Origin of the sequence: Lysinibacillus sp. FSL M8-0134 (assembly GCF_038069745.1) — a bacterium.
Classification (GTDB): domain Bacteria; phylum Bacillota; class Bacilli; order Bacillales_A; family Planococcaceae; genus Lysinibacillus; species Lysinibacillus irui.
Genome location: NZ_JBBPAJ010000001.1, coordinates 1,779,256 through 1,799,350, shown reverse-complemented (window position 1 = coordinate 1,799,350; position 20,095 = coordinate 1,779,256). Strand labels below are relative to the sequence as shown.

General features: G+C 39.5%; 21 protein-coding genes and 1 pseudogene. 3 read left to right on the top strand and 19 right to left on the bottom strand.

From position 1 onward, the window contains the following. Nucleotides 1-263: 263 nt before the first annotated feature. Entirely contained in the window at nucleotides 264-1,655 is a 1,392-nt protein-coding gene (gene fumC / locus MKY49_RS08850; RefSeq protein WP_322611732.1) for a class II fumarate hydratase, read from the top strand. Nucleotides 1,656-1,927: 272 nt separating this feature from the next. On the opposite strand, the gene MKY49_RS08845 is transcribed toward fumC, so the two are convergent. The 10 genes and pseudogenes from MKY49_RS08845 to MKY49_RS08800 form a co-directional block, all read right to left on the bottom strand. Further along, nucleotides 1,928-2,155, bottom strand: a complete 228-nt coding sequence (locus MKY49_RS08845) for a hypothetical protein (protein ID WP_322611733.1) — start codon at nucleotides 2,153-2,155, stop codon at nucleotides 1,928-1,930. Between the two features lie 26 nt (nucleotides 2,156-2,181). Beyond that, nucleotides 2,182-2,310: a hypothetical protein gene (locus tag MKY49_RS08840; protein ID WP_322611734.1), complete on the bottom strand. Its 129-nt coding sequence runs from the start codon at nucleotides 2,308-2,310 to the stop codon at nucleotides 2,182-2,184. A 38-nt stretch (nucleotides 2,311-2,348) separates the two neighbouring features. Beyond that, nucleotides 2,349-2,741, bottom strand: a complete 393-nt coding sequence (locus MKY49_RS08835) for a DUF1259 domain-containing protein (RefSeq protein ID WP_274797301.1) — start codon at nucleotides 2,739-2,741, stop codon at nucleotides 2,349-2,351. Between the two features lie 528 nt (nucleotides 2,742-3,269). Further along, on the bottom strand, nucleotides 3,270-3,887 hold the full coding sequence (locus MKY49_RS08830) for a hypothetical protein (RefSeq protein ID WP_341385998.1): 618 nt from the start codon (nucleotides 3,885-3,887) through the stop codon (nucleotides 3,270-3,272). Between the two features lie 159 nt (nucleotides 3,888-4,046). Continuing rightward, the gene (locus tag MKY49_RS08825) at nucleotides 4,047-4,415 is read right to left on the bottom strand and encodes a hypothetical protein (RefSeq protein ID WP_341385997.1); all 369 of its coding nucleotides are present in this window, start codon (nucleotides 4,413-4,415) and stop codon (nucleotides 4,047-4,049) included. A gap of 630 nt (nucleotides 4,416-5,045) precedes the next feature. Beyond that, nucleotides 5,046-5,927 (bottom strand): DMT family transporter, encoded by an 882-nt coding sequence (locus MKY49_RS08820; protein ID WP_274796760.1) that lies wholly within the window; start codon nucleotides 5,925-5,927, stop codon nucleotides 5,046-5,048. A gap of 17 nt (nucleotides 5,928-5,944) precedes the next feature. Beyond that, nucleotides 5,945-6,491 (bottom strand): annotated as a pseudogene (locus tag MKY49_RS08815) (GNAT family N-acetyltransferase). Further along, nucleotides 6,481-7,017, bottom strand: a complete 537-nt coding sequence (locus MKY49_RS08810) for an isochorismatase family protein (RefSeq protein WP_341385996.1) — start codon at nucleotides 7,015-7,017, stop codon at nucleotides 6,481-6,483. The pseudogene MKY49_RS08815 and the gene MKY49_RS08810 overlap by 11 nt, the downstream one beginning before the upstream one ends. Nucleotides 7,018-7,194: 177 nt before the next feature. Next, nucleotides 7,195-8,145 carry a copper amine oxidase N-terminal domain-containing protein gene (locus tag MKY49_RS08805; protein WP_341385995.1) on the bottom strand — a complete coding sequence of 317 codons (951 nt, stop codon included), beginning with the start codon at nucleotides 8,143-8,145 and terminating at the stop codon, nucleotides 7,195-7,197. Between the two features lie 729 nt (nucleotides 8,146-8,874). Further along, entirely contained in the window at nucleotides 8,875-10,644 is a 1,770-nt protein-coding gene (locus MKY49_RS08800; RefSeq protein ID WP_341385994.1) for a glycerophosphodiester phosphodiesterase, read from the bottom strand. 267 nt (nucleotides 10,645-10,911) lie between these two features. Here MKY49_RS08800 and MKY49_RS08795 point away from each other — a divergent pair, with 267 nt between their 5' ends. Next, nucleotides 10,912-11,121, top strand: a complete 210-nt coding sequence (locus tag MKY49_RS08795; protein WP_274796756.1) for a hypothetical protein — start codon at nucleotides 10,912-10,914, stop codon at nucleotides 11,119-11,121. A 25-nt stretch (nucleotides 11,122-11,146) separates the two neighbouring features. On the opposite strand, the gene MKY49_RS08790 is transcribed toward MKY49_RS08795, so the two are convergent. The 9 genes from MKY49_RS08790 to MKY49_RS08750 all read right to left on the bottom strand — a co-directional run bounded on the left by MKY49_RS08790 (nucleotide 11,147) and on the right by MKY49_RS08750 (nucleotide 19,331). Next, the gene (locus MKY49_RS08790) at nucleotides 11,147-12,721 is read right to left on the bottom strand and encodes an amidohydrolase (RefSeq protein WP_341385992.1); all 1,575 of its coding nucleotides are present in this window, start codon (nucleotides 12,719-12,721) and stop codon (nucleotides 11,147-11,149) included. A gap of 18 nt (nucleotides 12,722-12,739) precedes the next feature. After that, on the bottom strand, nucleotides 12,740-13,291 hold the full coding sequence (locus tag MKY49_RS08785; protein ID WP_274796754.1) for a biotin transporter BioY: 552 nt from the start codon (nucleotides 13,289-13,291) through the stop codon (nucleotides 12,740-12,742). 141 nt (nucleotides 13,292-13,432) lie between these two features. Beyond that, a complete protein-coding gene (locus MKY49_RS08780) occupies nucleotides 13,433-14,095 on the bottom strand; it encodes a TIGR04104 family putative zinc finger protein (protein ID WP_341385991.1) in 663 nt (220 codons plus the stop codon). Further along, complete coding sequence (locus tag MKY49_RS08775; protein ID WP_312507064.1) at nucleotides 14,082-14,600, bottom strand: sigma-70 family RNA polymerase sigma factor; 519 nt, start codon at nucleotides 14,598-14,600, stop codon at nucleotides 14,082-14,084. The genes MKY49_RS08780 and MKY49_RS08775 overlap by 14 nt, the downstream gene beginning before the upstream one ends. Nucleotides 14,601-14,722: 122 nt before the next feature. Continuing rightward, on the bottom strand, nucleotides 14,723-15,481 hold the full coding sequence (locus tag MKY49_RS08770) for an ABC transporter ATP-binding protein (RefSeq protein WP_341385990.1): 759 nt from the start codon (nucleotides 15,479-15,481) through the stop codon (nucleotides 14,723-14,725). A gap of 6 nt (nucleotides 15,482-15,487) precedes the next feature. Further along, nucleotides 15,488-17,800 (bottom strand): ABC transporter permease, encoded by a 2,313-nt coding sequence (locus MKY49_RS08765; protein ID WP_341385989.1) that lies wholly within the window; start codon nucleotides 17,798-17,800, stop codon nucleotides 15,488-15,490. Between the two features lie 59 nt (nucleotides 17,801-17,859). Further along, the gene (locus MKY49_RS08760; protein ID WP_341385988.1) at nucleotides 17,860-18,510 is read right to left on the bottom strand and encodes a TetR/AcrR family transcriptional regulator; all 651 of its coding nucleotides are present in this window, start codon (nucleotides 18,508-18,510) and stop codon (nucleotides 17,860-17,862) included. A gap of 118 nt (nucleotides 18,511-18,628) precedes the next feature. Further along, nucleotides 18,629-18,850, bottom strand: coding sequence for a helix-turn-helix domain-containing protein (locus tag MKY49_RS08755; RefSeq protein ID WP_274796748.1), 222 nt, complete (start codon nucleotides 18,848-18,850; stop codon nucleotides 18,629-18,631). A 10-nt stretch (nucleotides 18,851-18,860) separates the two neighbouring features. Beyond that, the gene (locus MKY49_RS08750; RefSeq protein ID WP_274796747.1) at nucleotides 18,861-19,331 is read right to left on the bottom strand and encodes a DUF2975 domain-containing protein; all 471 of its coding nucleotides are present in this window, start codon (nucleotides 19,329-19,331) and stop codon (nucleotides 18,861-18,863) included. A gap of 171 nt (nucleotides 19,332-19,502) precedes the next feature. Between MKY49_RS08750 and MKY49_RS08745 the strand changes: the two genes are divergently transcribed. Beyond that, entirely contained in the window at nucleotides 19,503-20,051 is a 549-nt protein-coding gene (locus tag MKY49_RS08745) for a GNAT family N-acetyltransferase (RefSeq protein ID WP_341385987.1), read from the top strand. Nucleotides 20,052-20,095 lie beyond the last annotated feature (44 nt).

Below are 20,095 nucleotides of genomic sequence, written 5' to 3'. Positions count from 1 at the left end.
TATTTCCTTTACAATCGGGAATATCAATAATACGATTGCGAATGATTCTCACCTTTAAAATTCCTTAAGCAAAAATATTGACTTTTTAATTGATAACAATTATCATTATCACTAGATTATTTCTTTCTCCAAATTGCTTTATTCAGAATCCCCCTCTTTTTTGAATAAGCATGTATCAAACGGATATTCTTACATCAGACTAAGAGTATCCGTTTTTATCTATATAAATGGAGAAATTTACATAATAAAGGAGCTGTTTTGACATGGATTACCGTATTGAAAAAGACACTATGGGTGAAATTAAAGTACCTGCTGATAAAATTTGGGGTGCGCAAACACAGCGCAGTAAAGAGAATTTCCAAATTGGTACGGAGCAAATGCCAATTGAGCTTGTGCAGGCCATGGCTATCTTAAAAAAAAGTGCAGCAATTGCCAACAACAAACTAGGCAAGCTTTCTGATCTTAAGACGAATGTGATTGTACAGGCAGCTGATGAAATTTTAAATGGGCAATGGGACGATCAATTCCCACTCGTTGTATGGCAAACAGGTAGTGGTACACAATCAAACATGAACGTTAACGAAGTAATTGCTCACCGCGCGAACCAACTATTACAGGATGCTAGTGAGACTGATCGCATTCATCCGAATGATGATGTCAATAAATCACAAAGCTCGAATGATACCTTCCCAACGGCATTGCATATTGCAGCTGTGTTAAAAGTGGAAGATTATTTATTACCACGTCTACGACTATTAAAGTCAACACTAGAAGATAAAGCAGCTCAATTTAAAGATATTATAAAAATTGGACGTACACATTTACAGGATGCAACACCTCTAACATTAGGTCAAGAAATTAGCGGCTGGGCAGCTATGCTGGCAAAATCGGAGCGGATGATTATCCAAAATATTGATTATATGAAGGAACTTGCGATTGGTGGAACAGCGGTAGGTACTGGTATTAACGCTCACCCTGAATTTGGTGATCGTGTTGCTGCGGAAATAAGTGAACTAACAGGTAAACAATTCACTTCAGCAGCGAATAAATTCCACGCTTTAACAAGTCATGATGAAGCCGTTGTCGCACACGGTGCACTAAAAGCATTAGCGGCCGATTTAATGAAAATTGCCAATGACGTTCGCTGGCTTGCTAGTGGCCCTCGTTCTGGTATTGGCGAAATTACCATCCCAGAAAATGAGCCAGGCTCATCGATTATGCCTGGTAAAGTAAACCCTACACAAAGTGAAGCTATGACAATGGTTGTCACTCAAGTAGTTGGAAATGATGCAACCATTGCGTTCGCCGCTTCCCAAGGTAACTTTGAGCTGAACGTCTTTAAACCAGTAATCATTTATAACTTCTTACAATCAACTCGCCTATTAGCTGATACAATGCAATCATTTAACGACCATTGTGCTGTAGGGATTGAACCGAATAAAGAAGTGCTCGATCATAATTTAAGAAATTCTTTAATGCTTGTAACGGCATTAAATCCATATATCGGTTACGAAAACGCAGCAAAAATAGCGAAAAAAGCTCACAAAGAAGGCACAACCTTAAAAGAAGCAGCCATCGCCAGTGGTCTACTAACAGAAGAACAATTCGATGAATATGTAGACCCAGCAACAATGATTTATCCAAATGTGAAATAAAAACAATCAGTAGAATTAAATCCCTCTAAAAATATAGACCACCCATCAGGTCCTGCACCTCATGGAGTGGTCTTTTTCCATTTAACATACAAACTTCAATTATCATTCCTTATTTATAGTGTTCCAAGTATTTTTCTTCTTCAAAAATTTCTTGTGCACTTATTGCAGTCTACCTTGGATAAAAGTTGCTTAAATACACAGAACCCCAAATGTTAGATCGAAATTCTAACCTTTGGGGTTCACTAAATTAGATGAAACTTTACATATCCATTTTAATCAAATTCCACAGTTTTTTGCACTACCGATACCTTATAAACATCTTTCGTATTGAGTAATATCGTCTGATAATGTTCCGTTTCAGTAAATGAATACCATGACTTCTCATTGAACCCATTAGTAATTTCTTCGGCAAATGATTCTTGTCCAATATTCGTCTTGATTTTATATTCCTCTTCTCGACTTTCGCCAAAGTAAAATTTCACCGTATATTCATAATCCATTAACCAACACCCCCCATCTATCCCTATCATGGGACAAATGGGATAGAAGTAATCATGAAAGAGAATAAAAAGCCACAGTTTGTTCGTTGTGCCTCGTTCTGTGCATTTTCATGATGATTCATCTTTGAATTAGCCATCTGAGACGATTGCAACAATAGATGGCTCCTATTTAAATCACGTTATATGATTATCTTTACTTACCTTTTTTGAACAAGCCTGCTGCAACTGCTGCATCGAAACTATTTTTTGCAAATTGGGTTGGATTCCCGACATTCTCCCAATGCATATACATTAATCTAGGATTATCGAATAGCCAATGGTTGTGCACCGCCGTAACAGTAAGTCCTCTCTTACGAAGTTCTGTTAAAAATGGATTAATTTCCTCTTGAAGCACTACCGATTCACCAAGGTTTAGTGTGTTAGCGCCAATTCCTTCAAACGAAAGTGCAAATGGTAGGGCAAGTGGAGATCGAGTAGTTCGTCCAAGAATAGTAGCTTTAATGTCACGAAGGCGCTGAACAACACAAACTGGTGTTGCAGTTATAACTACCCCACCAATAATATTTGCAAGTTCTTGACATTTTATCGGACCTACACAACCACAAAATTTTTCTGTTTGTTTTTGTTGATGAGCATGATTATGCTGTTCCAATCTATTCACCTCCTTTTTATTTTCTAGTAATAATATATTCTTAAGGAAGCGACTTGACTGGGAAATTGAAGGACTAGCGCCTTTTAATCATAAATTTTTCTATCAATCTGTATTCATCTACCTAGCATTTAAGCCAATTGTCTATATAACCCCTCCTATTATGAAAGTAGCTAAACTAGAAAAATAGGTACTAGATGATTTTATAATATTTGCCAAATACGACCGAAAAAAATATCCATCCTATAAAGGATAGACAGGAAGATTACGGTAAATTTAATTAATTGTTTTATATTAACGTTTGAATGCGCATAGTGAGGAATTACTGCTTAGACACCTCCATTCATAACAAGGCTAGAATCTCCAAAATTAAAATATCTGAGTCCAGTGAACTCAGATAGTAGAGCTTTAATATGCCTAACTTTCCTTTAAACAATGATTACTGTTTATTCTTATTCGTAATATTTACTTTCCAATTTCTACTGCCTCTGAATAAAGGAACTTTTCGAGTTCGTCAACCCTATTTCCGTCTAATTGGTGTGTGAGCCCGAATATTTCACCTTGGCTATTGTCATTTATAATACTATTGAGGTCTTGAAGTAATTCAGTGAAATACTTGAAACTGACTTTTAATTCTTCATATGCTTCAGCCGTGTCAATTCCTTGCTCTTCTTCTACCGATATCACATAATCAAGATGGCCCATGAAAGTTTGAAGTACATTTAAATTTTCAAAATCCTTTTCAAGATCTTCCCCTTGTACTCGAAAATATGACAATTCCTTAGTAAGACGATTTGCCCTTGAATAATATTCGTTCACATCGGTTGTTTTAGTAATATCTTCGGCATGATAGGCAATCCATGCCTTCAATGTTGGTTCGATTCCATAATCGTTAAATCCATCGGGTTTTGAAACGTCCTTCCAAACCTTTGAGGAGTTGACTTCAGTTTTAGTCTCAATTGTTACAACTTCATTTTCAGCTTCTTCTGCTTTTACTTGCTCAACTTTCTTTTCTTCTTCCGTACACCCCATTAATAAGCCACTAAGCAATAGACCCGTAAAAACTAATTTTATTTGCTTCATTTATATGACCCCTATAATCAAAAATATTTTATATATTTTACCATAAAAACCATTTTTGATAAAAATATTAGAATCTCCAAGAATAAAAATAACCTCTGAAATGAATGTAAAACTCCATTAGAAATCAGCTACCTAACAATCTTTTACTTTCATTAGGCCTTAGTTTTTCAATGTGATCAAACACTTCTCATATATTTCAACCTGTTCCACAGGAAGTTGCGCTAACTTAAGATCTAATTTTTTCTTACTATCCTCCGCTTCTTCCCCATTCCAGCAAATATAGATTTCGCAATAATCGCCTTTTGGAAAGTTATGAGGGGAAAGGATTTTCTTATCATTATGCATGTCCCAAATGTGATCTCCTTTTGTTTCCAGTTCATAGACAAATAGTGTTGTAAAATGTTGATTCTTTACTATTTGGCGATCTTCACTTTCAGAGAAAACATAAGTAATGTTAACGTCTTCTTCTGTATAGTCGTCATTTATTTCAACTGGAAAATTGAGTCCTATATAGGTTACCATGCTCATTTTCTTGGTCCTCCTAAATAAAAAAACACCCTGTAAATGTACAGGGCGTCAGCAACGAAAGCTGTTGATAGCGTAAAAAGAGACGCATATGTAATAAAATGTCTACTTCACTTGCTGGCTTCACCATTTCATTGAACACCTTCAGCAAAAAATGCGGAATGGAACGGGGCTTCAAGCGACGGGTTGTCCGCTTCCTTTTATAAGGCTTGCTACCGCAGTTGGTCCACTGTAATGGCTGATGCTTTAATCGTTTGGTATTGCGGCGGATTTTTTGGTTCAATATAGAGCGTTGTGTAATACGCGTCCGCAATAACAATCAAGTAAATAATGAATAGCAATCGTTTTGTTCAATAGTTCAAAAAATCATTTCTCCCTTTTTTAAATAAAACTTGTCTATTTATCATACGACCAACATAAAAAAAGGTTTCATTATTTTTGAAGGGAGACAAATTTTTGCCTCCCTTATGCCTCTAGACTTCTTCCACCGTCATTTTCCCAACGATCAATGTCCCAATGGTCCTCATCTTTTTCTCTGTTTCTTGCTAATGCACTCGATTGAACGAATGACATATTGTCCCTCACCCTTTTCACACGTTCTTATCTAGTTTATGAAAGATGATGGGTTTTCGTTCATCGTAAGATTGGTTTTAATTTAAAACCTAAGGCAATCGCAGCACCGATACAGCTAGAGAGACAGCCTATCACTAAATACATACTAACCGTTGATTCCCCAATGACCACAGAGGCAATACCGCCAATCACGGGAAATAAAGCAACCATATAGCCACTCTTTGCCCCGCCAATTCTTTCCACCAGTTTTAAATAAAATAACCAGGCCAGAAAGGATGCGATGATGGTTAAATACAGTAGAGCCGATAAATAGGTGATGGATGTTGGTATCATGATGGTTTGCCCCTGCATCCAGACAATGCCACACATCACGGCACTTCCAACAGCGAAACCAATGGCATTGGCGTAAATAGGGTTTATATGCTGCTTAGCATTTCTTGCAGAGCTAGCATCCCCAATAGCTGTCAGTACCGTACCTAATAAAGCAATCAGGACACCTTTTAAATCTGCCAAGCCTGAAAAACTATGTAGAGTTGGATAGATTAAAACCCCAACACCCATGACCCCTAAAATACCACCAATTAAAACACGTCGATGTAATGGTTCTTTCAGAAAAATCCGTAGGGCAATGGGCGTTAAGATGACTTTTAATGAAAATATTAACGTTACGATTGCAGCTGAGCTCCACATTGTAGCATAGTAAAGTGCTAAATAACTAAATGCAAAATTACAAACACCAAAAACGATGATATAAGGGATATCTTGCTGTTGAGGCTTACCCTGTGGTTTCATGAACCAAGCAAGCATTAAAAATAACAGTGCTGTTATCACTAAACGATACGTTAAAGATAATTCTAAACTGACTGGCGTTCCTTGAATTTTGACTGCAATAAAATTCAGTCCCCAGACAATTAAACAAAAAATATACATAAAATTCGTCATACATGTTTCCTTCTTCGTTACAGTTGCCATCTTCCCATCATGATCGTGTGATAGTACTGATCATCAGCAAGACACTTCTCATTGTTCAAAATACCTTCCACTGAAAAGCCTACTTGTTGATAGAGCTGAATGGCTTTGTTATTTGTTTCTAACACCTCAGGTGCCATCTTCTTTATTCCATTGGCATCTGCCCAATCAATGGATACTTGAAGCAGGGCTTTTCCAATGCCATAGCCCCAAAATACCTTACTGACTCCTACCCCAAATGTTACTTTATGAGCAAGTCTCTTTAGACTAGAGCCCTGACATCTGGAGAACCCTACAATTCGGTCACCAACGATCGCTACTAAGCATAGATTTTTGGGACTTTCTGTATCCTCTTTAATGAGCCGCTCAAAGCCAACCTGATCGATAAACACCTCACCTTGTTCTCGGTCAAAATTTTCTGTTTCACCGTCTAATTGCCAGCGTAGCTCAGATAAGGCTTGTGTATCCTTTAAATCGAGCACTGCGGATAGTATAGGACAACTCTTTTCTATGAAACTCCTTGTCATCAATCAGCATTTTGGAACTCGATAATCGGTTGAATTTCTACAAAGCGATGATGCCAAATGGATTCATGATGCTGGATGATTTGTGGCGCTGTTAATACCGAACCGTCTAAAGTGCTATGGGCATCCGCTATTAAAAGATTACGATGATAGCCATGACTAAATGCACTGCGGATCGTTGTATCAAGACAGAACTCTGTTTGAGCACCAGCAAAAATCAATTGCTCAATGGACTGTTGCTGTAAATAGATGCCGAGCTCAGTTTGATAAAAAGCATCCCACGTTGTTTTTTGAATCACTTTATCCTCTGCTTGTCTAGAAAGTCCATGATACAGCTCCCACCCTGGCTGACCGAAGGCGAAATCATCGTCTTTATCGGCATCCGTGTGCTGTATAAAAATTATAGGTACAGCGTTATGACGTGCCCATGTAATCAGTGTATTGATATGTTTGATAAGGACTTCATTATTCCAAAGATGTGGTTGTCCTTCTAAAAAGAAAGCCTCTTGTATATCGATAATGATCAATGCTTGTTTCATAGAATTCTCCTTTTGCTTCCATATTAACTTATTTATTGTACAGAAAAATAACTTCCATTAAAAGAAAGTTTTGATAAAAAAGCACCTCAACAAGATAAAATGTTGAGGTGTAACTACATCTAATACACTCACAAAAACCCCCTTCATGGTAAAAACCACAAAGGGGGGATGATATGCTTATTTCATTAATTCTTCTACGAATTCAACAGGTACATAAGTTTTGCCAGATTCTAATAGAGCTGGGGCTACTTTAAATTTGCGAAGTGCTTTATTGTAGCCATATTCTTTTTGTCCTCGAGTAATTGTATAAGATAGTGCGCCTTTAGAAATGATGGCACCTTTTGATGTTACTTCTACTTTAAAACCAAGTTCTTCTGCAATCAATCGTAGAGGTACCATTTTCGTTCCTTCTACTTCATAAAAGTCCTTATTGATGATGTCTTCAACAGCTGATTTATTTGGTGCTGGTTCCGGTGTTGGCTCTGGGTCCACTTCCACTGGCTCTTCTTTCTCGATTGTGTCTAACACGATCACTTTTGAAGGTGGTGTTTGAGCAGGAATGCTCATAGTGGCAATCGTGTAGAATACTACTAAATGCTGCTCTTTTAAATCATCCATTTTCACATCTCTACCGGAAGCACTCACTAGTTTCATGTCTTCCCCAACATTTAATTTTAAGTTGTTTTCAGTATCAACTAAATCTTTGTTAAAGAAATCAACTTCCACGCTACCCATTTCTTCTGTTTCGACAATAATTACTTCCGGGTTGTATTGCGGCGGATAAATAGCTAGCATAGGCTTTTTCGCATAAGAATACGCCGACACTTTATCCCCCTTTTGTAGCTTCACTTCTTTCCCCGTATTATCGAAAACAAGTGAATCCTTATTGACGATCATAATATTAGTATTGTCACCATCAATCACTGTATAGTAAGTGCCATTTTCACGTACTTCTACTTTGTCAATTGTCCCTGTCACTTTAATAAAGACCGGCTGTACTTGTTGCTCCGAATTGTCCGTGTTCGTTACAACCGCCTCCACTTCGCTCGCTGATGCAGTTGGAGCTCCAAACGCGCCCCCTAATAATAATGCTGACATAGCATATGGTACGACTTTCGTCATTTTCATACAAAAAGCATCTCCTTCATATCACGATTCATAAAAGTAGTCGTGTTTCCATGAAAAAGGTTACAATTTGGCCAAAATTTTTATGAAGTCTAATTTTTTGAGAGATGTCTTCTTGTTATTGAGTTCTTTTTCGCGGGTATTCGCCTCTGCTTCGCGGGTATTCACTCATGCTTCGCGGCTATTCGCCTTCGCTCACAGGTATCCACTTCCCTTCCGCGGGGATTCGCTTCTCTTCCGCGGGTATTCACTTCTGCTTCGCGGGTATTCACCTCTGCTTCGCGGGTATTCGCTCCTCTCCCGCGGGTATTCACCTTCGCTACAGGGATTCACATTCCTTCCGTGGGTATTCGCCTTCGCTCACAGGGATTCACTTCCTTCCGCGGGTATTCGCTTCCCTTCCGCGGGTATTCGCTTCCCTTCCGCGGGTATTCACCTCTGTTCCGCGGGTATTCGCTTCCCTTCCGCGGGTATTCACCCCTGCTTCGCGGGTATTCGCCTCTGCTTCGCGGGTATCCACTTCCCTTCCGTGGGTATTCGCTTCTGCTCCGCGGGTATTCGCCTCTGCTTCGCGGGTAGCCACTTCCCTTCCGCGGGTATTCACCTTCGCTACAGGGATTCACTTTCCTTCTGCGGATATCCACCTCTGCTCCGCGGGTATTCACCTCTGCTTCGCGAGTATTCGCTCCTCTTCCGCGGGTATTCACCTTCGCTCACAGGTATTCGCCCCGCTTAAAAGATAAAGCGGAGGCGATTGAGGACTCGTTGGAGGAAGTATTGATGTTCGCTTTGCTGTGTTCTTAGCTCGCGGGCGACGTCGGGGTGGTCGGTGATGACGCCACTGACATTTTTCTCGATAAAGGTTTGTAGTGAACGATCGTCATTGAGGGTCCAGACAAATAAATCGGTTGGATGCTGCTTTAACTCCTCGATGAGCTGCTCGGTTACCCAGGATTCCTCTAATGCGATGAAATCAACATTTTCTTCCATTGGTCCGATATTAAGGGCATAGACAATGCCGACACGTAGATTGGGTACTAAGTTTTTTAATTGCGTCATTTTCTGCCCATCCGCAGATTGCACATAGTAGGAATCAAGCACCTTATAGTTTCGAAGCTTTTCTACCAATTTAGGAAGAACATCTTCTGTTTCTTTGCCATGGACCTTTAATTCAATTAATAGCGACACATCTAAAGCTTTGGCAATTTCGATACAATCATCTAGCGAGGAAATTTTATCGCTAAAGCCATTTTGATGAATGGTTAACGATTTTAGTTCATTCAAGGTCATATTCGCTATCACGCCGTTTTTACCAGCTAATCGTCGTAAAGTTCGATCATGAAAAACGACAAATTCACCATCGACGGTTTGCTGAATATCAATTTCTATCAAATCAGCCCCTGCATTAGCTGCGCTCACCAACCCACTAATCGTATTTTCTACATTGCCTGCTACATAGCCTCGATGGGCAATAATTTTGGTATCAGGCGCATAAACACTTTTCTCTAAAGAATTCATGTTCATCATACTTAATACGATAAACACGATGAAACTAATGAATAGCAATGGTTTATAGCGTCGCTTCCTATGTGAAGCAACGTTAAATTTGCCTAGCACAGACGTATTATAGGTGATGGCAACCATGACTTGTGAAAACATGGCCTGTAATAAACTAAAAAGCACCACAAAGACCATTTCTAGAAAAGCGAGTGTCAATCCGGCAGTAACGAGTGCAGCACTTGGCATTAACCGTTCTATAATATAAAGTGGAAACGTACTAATGACCGTTATACCTAGCATCATTAGCAAATGACCTGTTAAAAGCATTGCCAGTAACACTAACAATTCAAATAAACCTCGCTTCGAAAATCGCCAGCTTTGCTTGAATGAGCGTAAAATGGAGATGTTCGGTTGGATTGTAAAAATAGGTAAGGTCAAAATACTTCGGATACCGATCATTACTAAAATGCTTGCCACTGCAGCATATGCTAGTCTACCTGCTCGAGTACTCATTATTTCTTCGGTTAAAAAATGTGGAAGTGAGATGGATTGGGTTAAGGTGAGTGGTAGCATAAAAGAAGCGAGTGGCAATAATAGGGCAAGATAGACGATTAAAAATAAGATTTGGACACTAAAAAAATAAACAACCTTACGATTCAACTGCTGCCATAAAGGAAAAAATCGATAGCGCATTCCTCTTTGCTGATGAAAAGCCATTAAGAACAAAAAGCCCATTTCATAATAGACAAATAATAAAAACAGTAACATTAATAGACAAATCATCATGATGACAAAGGGATGCGCCACAAAACTTTGCCAATTTTGCTCTGTAATATGTGTAAATCCCGTTACTCGTAGCGTGAGCTTAAAGACGATAGAGGTAACAGGGATTATCAATAAAAATTGAAAGATTCTAATCAATGCGAAAACCTGTACATAATCTAAACGATAAGCATAAATATTGTAGACAGCCTGTCGCATTACTTGTCCTGCCTTGTGCACATACTCACCCCTGTCATGCTGTTAAAATAGCTCTCTACTAACGTATGTTCATACTGCTATGGCCCATTACTCAAAGCATGGAAAATAGCTATTTGTTCAAGTATTCTATGCGCCAAAGTAGGAGAAGAATTGTGTTGTTCTCTTGATTATCATGCAACAAATAATCTGAAACCCCATTTCATGGCTCGTTCTTTTCTATTTTCTTGAAACTTTTTCGAAGGCTATCCAGTATATAACTAGATACCCACTAGAGAAAGGAGCGCAAACATGAAATTCAACCTTGGCGATGTCATTAGTACGATCGTTCTGTTATGTATGTTTCTCGCAATCTTTTTCGTGATGATTCATATGATTAAAAAAATGAAATCAACTACCCCTGTGCCTCCTCCCCCAACCACACAACAGCAAGTAGAGGACTTAACAATTCGTGTCGCAAACTTAGAACAACAAGTTAAACAATTAGCCGACAGAAAATAGCCACATCAAAAAATCGCTGCAAAGGTTATCCTTTACAGCGATTTTCATAGACAATTTTGCCATCCACAACCGTACAGGCTACTTGAATTTGAGGGAGGTGCTCGATCTCCACATGAAAAAGGTCCTCTTGTAAAATCGTAAAGTCAGCTGCATAGCCCGCTGCAATTTTGCCCCTAGTATTTTGCTGACCAATAATTTCTGCAGCCCCTACTGTATAGAGTCGAACTGCCTCAAAACGAGAGACTTTTTCCTGTGAATTATAGCCATCATGTGTTTCCCCAACATTTCTCCTTGTGACAGCAGCATAGATTCCGACTAACGGATTCGGTACTTCAATCGGCGCGTCACTGCCCCCTGCTACAATAAGCCCTCGGTCAAGCAGTGACTTTAAAGGATGTAAGCCCTGCGCTCGTTTCGTCCCGAGTCTAGACAGTTCTGCTTGATATTCCCCTTGCACAAACTGCGGCTGCATATCAACGGCAACTGGTAAGTCAGCTAGCTTGGATAAAATGTCATCATCCACTAAACTACAATGAATGACTCGATCAAGCTGACCTTCTTGTGGTGGGTTTGCTGCAAAGATTGCTAAAATCGTCTCTATAGCTAAATCACCGATGGCATGCACTGCAACAGTTTGTCCGTAGTGACGAGCCAATTGAACATACTTCGTTAATTGCTCCGTAGAATGAATCAGCATCCCTGCATTGCTTGGATCATCGCAATATGGTTGACGTAGCGCAGCTGTGCGACCTCCAAAGGCTCCATCGATAAAAATTTTCATGGCGCCAAACTCCAAGTATGGTGAAGAAAGTAGATCCATTTTCACGACTTCTTCAAAGACCGTATGATGCTGTAGTAAATGCACTTTAAAGGATTGCTGTGCCTCCACTATTTTGCGATAGGCCTGAATCGGCTGACTTGGTGGCCCGTAATAGCTTAAGTCCTCAGAATGACCACCTACTAAACCATAGGATTGGAGCGAGGCAATCGCTTTTGCCAGAGCATCCTCAATATAAGCTGGTGTAATGTGGGGCATATGATTAACAATTAAATACAAGGCCGCATCCTTTAGCACACCAGTAAGCTGACCATCAACTTTGTCAATGACACCGCCCTCTGGTGAAGGGGTAGCGCTAGTAATCCCTGCAAATGCAAGTGCCTTGGAATTGGCTAAAATTAAATGATGGCAGCTACGTTTTACAATTAAATGGGCTTCTCCTAGTGCATCTAGCTCCGCTAATGTCGGAAAAATGGGTTCATCAAATTGGTTTTCATTTAATCCAATTGCAATGACCCATTCCTGTGCGGAAGCATGGGACATTCGCTCTTGTAGCTTCTCGAGTAGCATATCCTTACTTGTCACCATGGAGACATCAATATGCTTTAGTTTTTCACCGTAACCGATAATATGTAAATGGCTATCAACAAAGCCTGGGTACATCACACTGCCTTGTAAATGTTGGATAGAAGCAGCTAGTGGCGACAAGCTCTCTACTGAGCCTGTCGCCACAATTTTTCCATCTTCTTCAAGGACTGCTTCCACTGTTTCACCAACTTGAGCCATCGTGTAAATCTTTCCACCTGTCCATAATGTTGCCAAAACAATTCCTCCTATGTCCTATGCTGTTGCTTCAATTAAGTGTGCACTTGCTAAGCGGCGGCGAACAATGACACCAATCCACGCTGCAAGCACCGCTTTAACGATTCCTACTACGATAAATGGAGCAACACCGCCCATAAAGGCTGCTGTCCATGTATAGTCCGCTACAATTTTTAACCATACAGTACCGAATGCCAATGTTACACACATCCCAATAATATTTGCAATAATTGCTTGTACGAATGAAATACCAAATTTATCTAAGTATAAGCCCATAATAATCGCTGTAGCAAGGAAACCAACGATATATCCACCAGTTGGACCAACTAAAATTGCCAGCCCACCTGACATACCGCTAAATACAGGTAACCCTACTGCTCCTAATAGCATATAAAGCAGCACAGATAATGTCCCAAGTCTTGTCCCTAATATCGTCACCACGATGCCAACCGCTAACGTTTGTCCTGTAATCGGAATGAGTGGTAGCGGGATCGTCACCTGTGCAAGAACTGCAATAATGGCTGCACCAAATGCCGCTAACACGTATTGATATGTACTTCCTTTTTTCAATGTAAAAAGCCTCCCCTTGTGCGTTAACTAATTATAAAAATAAGTTAACACAAAGATAATGCAAATGAAAACGGTTGTCAATCTATTTTAGAATAAAAAAAGAAATTGCTAGATAAGCATAGCAATTTCCTTGCAAAATTATTACCATAGAGGTTCATTCATTGGATCTTTTTCTTGTAGCTTATACACATAGGGCACTAATTGATGATAAAAAATGAGCATCCCTACTAAAAAGAAAATAATACCGATAAAATAATGATGGAAAACATGCTGCAGCATAATAAATAATGGGATTGGCATCGTGAGAACGCCCCCTATTTGTATCGATTTTTTCGTACGATACTGTTTTTGTCCACAATGAGGGCACACAATTTCACTATTTTTGCGGTACAATTTACGGGCTTCTTTCTCAGACCAGCTCTCCCCACATTCAATACAAACCGGTAAACCATAGCCTTTTTTCACTAAAAAACGTTTGACAATATAGGTTGAACCTATAAATATGCCTAGTAAAAGAATGCCTCTTACATAATCTGATTCAAATAATGACCACCAGCTCGACGTATCCTCTTGTAATCTCGCTGCCTGATGACCTGTTGTATGCTGTTCCTTCTGCTGCGTTAGTAAATAGCTAAAACCAATGACGAAAATAGTAAAGGTCGCTAACACAATACGATATGTCCATTGACCACCTGCTTTGCGTTGAACTTTTCGTTGTGCTTGACCCGCGATTATTTGTTTCCGGTTCTTTGAAAGCTTGACATCTTGTAGCTCTTTTAATAGATTTTCTTTAAATCGATTCATTGTGTAGCACCTCCCAATCAAAGTCACCCATTGCTATTGCCAATTGTTTGCGAGCTCGCTGTAATCTTGTGCGAATCGTTGCTTCTGGACATTTAACAAGCTGTGCGATCTCCACTGTCGACATCTCCTCAAAATAATACAATATCAAAACCTCTCGATAGGAAACGGATAAGGTAAACAACGCTTCTGTTAGCTCTTTTTTAACGGATTTTTCAAGTATCTCCTTTTCAGGTGTAACAGTTGTTGTGCGACCCGTGATCTTTTCAAATAATGTCAGCCGTTTGCTTTTCCAGCTCCGTAAATAATCATGACTGCGATTGACCGTCATTTTCACTAAATATGTACGCAATGATGCTTCCTGTCGAAATTGTTCCTGCTTTTGATAAAAAGCAATGAACACATCTTGGACGATGTCCTCCGCCGTTGTTATATTTTTCACATATAGATAGGCGACCTTTAGTAAGTAATCACCATGTTCCTCGATGATCTGCTCAATATCCATCATTGCTCTCACCTTCTTTCTACACTACTGACGGACGCCACTATCATTACGATTCATTTTTTTACAAAAAAAATAAAAAATCCGTAATGGCCGCTTTTTAAGCAATTACGGATTCAACCCATCTATTAAATACCTATTTCTCGCATTGTTGCTACCACTTTGGCCAATCTATCGGCTACATTCGAGCCAACGAATTTTGGCAAGCGCATTTCACTGACGATTGCGCCATCACACATAAAGAGGATACGCTCCGTTCTCGCAGCAATTTTAGGATCATGTGTGACAAGCATAATCGTTGTACCTTCCCTATTTATAGAGGCTAGTATATCCATAATTGCCTGGGCAGATGTTGAATTTAAAGCACCTGTTGGCTCATCCCCAAAAATCATTTGTGGATTGTTGATTAAAGCCCGACAAATGCCCGCCCGCTGAAGCTGACCACCGGAAACCTGGGTGATATCTCGCTTTGCCAAGTCTTCAATCTCCATTTTGTTCATGAGCTGTAGCGCCCTTTCTGTCAAGGCCTTCACATTTTTCCGCTGATCACGCATGGCTGGTAGCAGGATATTATCCAGGATATTCAAGCTTTTTAGAAAGGTTGGCTGCTGGAACACAAAGCCCATCCTTGTTCTACGCAGATTGGCAAGTTCCTTGTCATCTAAGGAGGTTACATCTAGACCATCAAAAATAACACGGCCATGATCAATGCTATCCATCCCACTTAGTGCATACAAGAGAGTGGACTTTCCACAGCCTGACGGTCCCATAATGGAAATGAACTCCCCTTCAGCTATTGCCACGGATACGTCTAATAAAACGGGGTGCTGTTCATTGCCTATTAGAAATGATTTTACGATGTGCTCACCACTCACTAAGGTCTTCATCTCATTCTACCCCCTTATATGATCCATTATTTTTATTTGCCCCGCCCTTGATGTACCAATAATCGTTGCAAGTAAAACGACGCTTATGAGTACTAATGGGCAAAAAACATAAATAGCTAGTGAATTAATCGTAAAATTAAATGAAGCTGCACCAAATGAGGCAATGACCTTGCTTGTGAGAAATTCTCCTAGCGTATTTGCGAGTAAGTTCCCTATTAAAACAGCTACTAATACAACAAGCATCGAACGTGCGACATATTGTGTGGCGACATCTCCATTTGTAAAGCCCAATGATTTCATAATAGCGATAGATGATCGATCCTTCGTCATCAACATCTTCATAAATAAGCATGTCACGAGCATAGACAGCAGTAGGGCAATGATGAGTGATGCGTTAGAAGCTTTTTCTATAGAGTGGATCGTTGCCCCAAATGTTTGGTTAATATAATCATCAATGCCTGATACCTTGGCAAAATAAAATGCATCCGTATATTCCTTCACCTTTTCTTCGACCTGTGACGGATTTGACATCGTTCCATAAATGACACGCCATACGCTTTCTGTTGAATGGTCAGAGAAGGCAGCCTTAGCTGTTTTGCCACCATTAGTTATATCTGAATAAATACCACTCACTACTAGGTTTTTCTTTTCACCATTGATGACTAGTGACATAACATCACCAACCTTTTTATGAAGCTCCTCTGCATTCAATACTGAAAGCGCCATTTCATTTTGTGCAACAGGCGCCCTACCTTGGGCATACGTTAGAGGAAAGATTGTATGGTCGCCAAGCTCAATTTTTAGATTTTCTTCCGTCCCATCATCTGTAATGGCTTTGAATTTTTTTGTCGTCAAAACGGTATATTCCTTGATGGCTGTATCCTTTTCTAGCGTTTTCATGATCGTAGCTACAGCCTTTTGGTGACCTTGTGGGATATCTATTCGAATGTCACTATCGCCAATCCCCATATGTGTTATAAAGCTTTTGCTAGAAATTGTGTTCGATACATTTTGAGGAACAATGATCATAAATGTCGCCAACAGTAGGACGGTAAGCATAGTGGCATACAACCTTTTGCGTGAGAGCACGTCATTTATGCCTAAAAAGAGATTAATAGGAAGCCTTTTGTTAGAGCTGAGGTTCAAATAAGATGCATGACCAGCTTTTCCTTGCATTGTACCGAAGCGAATAGCTTGCGTGGCAGATAGCTTGCGAAATTGTCTAAGAACGGATTGTACATAACCTATGATGGCAAGAAACACGAGCAGTAATCCGATGATAGTAAACAACCATACGAAAGGGGTATTGTTTGTTTCTCCCATATACAAACGGATATTTTCAAGCAGTGTATCCCGTAGCAGGAAAGAGCAGGCAAAGCCAAGCATACAGCCAAGTCCTGCAATGGCGGCATATTTAGCTAGATACATTCTTTGAATATCCGTAACTTGTATGCCAATCGCTTTCATCACACCAATTTCACGATAATCCTCTTCAATTTTAGCTAGTAATGTAAAACGAATACACATAAATGCAATGGCTACAACGAGGATACTAATTAGTAGAATGACCGCAATCATCAACCCGTCCGTTAGGGCATTTAGCATTTTGAAAAGGGGAAACGTAATGGTCGGACCGTTCGCTTCTAGTCCTGCATACGCATAGGCTTCTTCAAAGTCTTTTAAATCAGCTAAATGGTTAAGCCGAAATTCAATTAAATATTCCATCGTACCTGCCCTTTGGATCGCCGCGAAATCCTGCTCACTGACAAGAAAACGTTTAGAAGATGCTAACATAGAATTCATTTGTGAATCCCGTAAAAACCCTGCAACCGTCAACGACTGATCATGTACTGTTACGGTATCCCCCACTTTGGCTGTGCCATCCTTCCAGTAGCTAACCGGAAGATAAATATCACCATTTGCTACTTCAATTACACGGCCATCAAGGTCCAGTAAATAATCGAAATGCTCACTTTGTATACTAAACCCATGGTCCTGTACGCTTTGTGCTAGTGTTTTACCAGCTATGTTAATGTTAGAACCATCTACATTCAGAAATTTATTGATTTGAAATTCTTCTACACGTTTATCCTGTTCCGCAAAAAGAGCAAGCCTTTCCGTATCGATTTCTCCTGCATGCATCTGTAAAAAATGAGCTGTTTCTGCCTGTTTCAATAGAGAATCAATAGCACTAGATAAGTGGACGATGAGCACAGCCGATAGCGTGACAAGCATTGCTGCAGCTACCACAAATAGCGTGGTCATACCTGTAATTAGCTTGCTATTTGCCATATCATTTCGCACAATTTTATAATACATAGGTCACCTCTTAGTAAGTTTTTTACTTTCATTCAACCTAACAAGACCCAAGAATAGTATTATTTCGTACCGCTTTCGCCTTCATTGCCAAACATTTGCATCATGTACAGCAAGCTACCACTTTCAACACCAAGCATTCGTTCCACATTAAAAATAAATGCTGGGATACGGGTAGCCCGTTCTTCTTCCGACATTACCACCAGATCATCATCAAATACCGTATTGGTATAAGCGATAATCATTTCCATACATTCATACGGATACGGTGTGTGATAAATACCCTGCTCAATACCTTCACGGATTATGGACGTAAGAATAGGTGGTACTTGATTAAGAATCACTTGCTGTATTTTTCGATGCATCAATGCATTTTGTGGTTTATGAACATGCTCCATGATCTGCTGACCACTGTGTTCATTTTGCACATTCAGTGCCATCACCACACGCAGTATGCGCTCATTTACAGCTATATTCTTGTCTCCTGCAATGGTTTTTGCCTTTGCTAGCATCGTACTTGTATAGCGCTCAATAAGGGCGTCCATAATATCTTCCTTCGACTTAAAGTGATAATATAATGTGCCTCGTGCAATGCCCACTTTTTCAAGAATTGCACTCGTGCTTGTGCCGTCAAAACCCTTCTGGGCAAATAATTCATCTGCTGCATCTAAAATTTCATTTCTGCGTTCTTCTGCTTTCTTCATTTCCCTCATCAAGATAACCCCCTCATTTGACCGACTGCCTGTCGATATATCTTTTTTACATCGTAGCATAGGACAACTCCTATTGGCAATAATTTCAACAAAAAAAGAATCTGCATCATGCAGACTCTTATTTTTGTATTTCTTCATTTTTTCGATATTCCAAAATATCACCGGGCTGACAATCTAACGCCTCACAAATTGCCTCTAATGTTGAAAAGCGAATGGCTTTGGCCTTGCCATTTTTTAAAATAGATAGGTTTGCCATTGTGATGCCAACTTTTTCTGATAGCTCTGTTACACTCATTTTCCGTTTCGCCAGCATTACATCAATATTGATGATCATCGCCATAATATTCACCTCAAACCGTTAAATCATTTTCTGATTTGATATCGATGGCATTTTTTAGAAGCTTTTGAAGCACAGCAGCAAAAACTGCAACGACAAAGGAAGCAAAAACAATGACCATTCCGATAAGTATAAGACCAGGGGCATCATCTACTTCCGCAGCATAGTATATCAGTGGCATGCCAACCACGTAAACACTACTAATGATAATTGCACAATATTTAATCTTAATTAAAGCCTTCACTGATAGCTCTGAAAATGCAATGTTTTGGTCAATATAGCTTAGCAGTTTAATCGTCGTATAAAGAGCAACAAAATATGCGATTGCCGTTGCATAGACCCCAAGTAAAGCAAAAATGGTTAAAACTGGAGAATGCTCCCCTGTATTCAAAGCAACACGTGGTACCACCCATATACATAAGGCGAGAACGGGCAATCCCATAAGAAAAACAGCGATCTTTAAAAAGAGCGTTTCTCGTTTCATCTTACGCACCTCTTTTATTTATTGTCCTGTTCAATTTATCATAAAATTTATCGTTTTTCAATAAATTTTTATCTCATATCAAGATGTTTTTATCAAATATCCATTATTTGGTTTGTTTTTCTTGCCTTTGTGCTATAATCGGTTTTATCCATTTATGAAGGGGGTATTTCAATGATTTACAGAGCAGCAGAAAAAACAATAGAAACAGAACGTCTTATGCTCCGACTTTTTACAGAGGCAGATGCACCTGAAGTCAGTCTATTATGTAACAATTATGCTCTTTATAAAAGCACCCTGAATTTACCTTATCCCTATACATTAGATTGTGCATTGTCATGGATTTCCACACATCCACAAAACTTTGAGGATAATCGACTATACGAATTTGCTATAACAGACAAAATTAGTGGACAATTATATGGGGCAATAGGCTTGTCAAATCGTTCACAACATCAAAATGGAGAAATGGCTTATTGGATTGGGGAGCCGTATTGGGGAAATGGCTATGGAACAGAGGCAGCGCAAGCTATCATCGAGTTTGCCTTTCAAGAGAAAAACTATCATCGTGTCTATGCCCAGTATTTTTTATCCAATCCCGCTTCAGGAAAAATCATGGAGAAATGTGGCATGAGCTATGAGGGAACGTTGAAGAATCATGTTAATAAAAATGGTACATTTGAAGATATTATTTTTTACGGCCTAATCAATCCACAACATTAACAAACCTTTCACGAAAGAGGCACTTCCACTGTAGATATGCCTCT

Coding starts and splice junctions, on each gene's coding strand:
- fumC (WP_322611732.1), top strand. CDS start 264: ATGGATTACCGTATTGAAAAAGACACTATGGGTGAAATTAAAGTACCT.
- MKY49_RS08845 (WP_322611733.1), bottom strand. CDS start 2,155: ATGGATTATGAATATACGGTGAAATTTTACTTTGGCGAAAGTCGAGAA.
- MKY49_RS08830 (WP_341385998.1), bottom strand. CDS start 3,887: ATGAAGCAAATAAAATTAGTTTTTACGGGTCTATTGCTTAGTGGCTTA.
- MKY49_RS08825 (WP_341385997.1), bottom strand. CDS start 4,415: ATGAGCATGGTAACCTATATAGGACTCAATTTTCCAGTTGAAATAAAT.
- MKY49_RS08820 (WP_274796760.1), bottom strand. CDS start 5,927: ATGACGAATTTTATGTATATTTTTTGTTTAATTGTCTGGGGACTGAAT.
- MKY49_RS08810 (WP_341385996.1), bottom strand. CDS start 7,017: ATGAAACAAGCATTGATCATTATCGATATACAAGAGGCTTTCTTTTTA.
- MKY49_RS08805 (WP_341385995.1), bottom strand. CDS start 8,145: ATGAAAATGACGAAAGTCGTACCATATGCTATGTCAGCATTATTATTA.
- MKY49_RS08795 (WP_274796756.1), top strand. CDS start 10,912: ATGAAATTCAACCTTGGCGATGTCATTAGTACGATCGTTCTGTTATGT.
- MKY49_RS08780 (WP_341385991.1), bottom strand. CDS start 14,095: ATGAATCGATTTAAAGAAAATCTATTAAAAGAGCTACAAGATGTCAAG.
- MKY49_RS08775 (WP_312507064.1), bottom strand. CDS start 14,600: ATGATGGATATTGAGCAGATCATCGAGGAACATGGTGATTACTTACTA.
- MKY49_RS08770 (WP_341385990.1), bottom strand. CDS start 15,481: ATGAAGACCTTAGTGAGTGGTGAGCACATCGTAAAATCATTTCTAATA.
- MKY49_RS08765 (WP_341385989.1), bottom strand. CDS start 17,800: ATGTATTATAAAATTGTGCGAAATGATATGGCAAATAGCAAGCTAATT.
- MKY49_RS08760 (WP_341385988.1), bottom strand. CDS start 18,510: ATGAGGGAAATGAAGAAAGCAGAAGAACGCAGAAATGAAATTTTAGAT.
- MKY49_RS08755 (WP_274796748.1), bottom strand. CDS start 18,850: ATGGCGATGATCATCAATATTGATGTAATGCTGGCGAAACGGAAAATG.
- MKY49_RS08750 (WP_274796747.1), bottom strand. CDS start 19,331: ATGAAACGAGAAACGCTCTTTTTAAAGATCGCTGTTTTTCTTATGGGA.
- MKY49_RS08745 (WP_341385987.1), top strand. CDS start 19,503: ATGATTTACAGAGCAGCAGAAAAAACAATAGAAACAGAACGTCTTATG.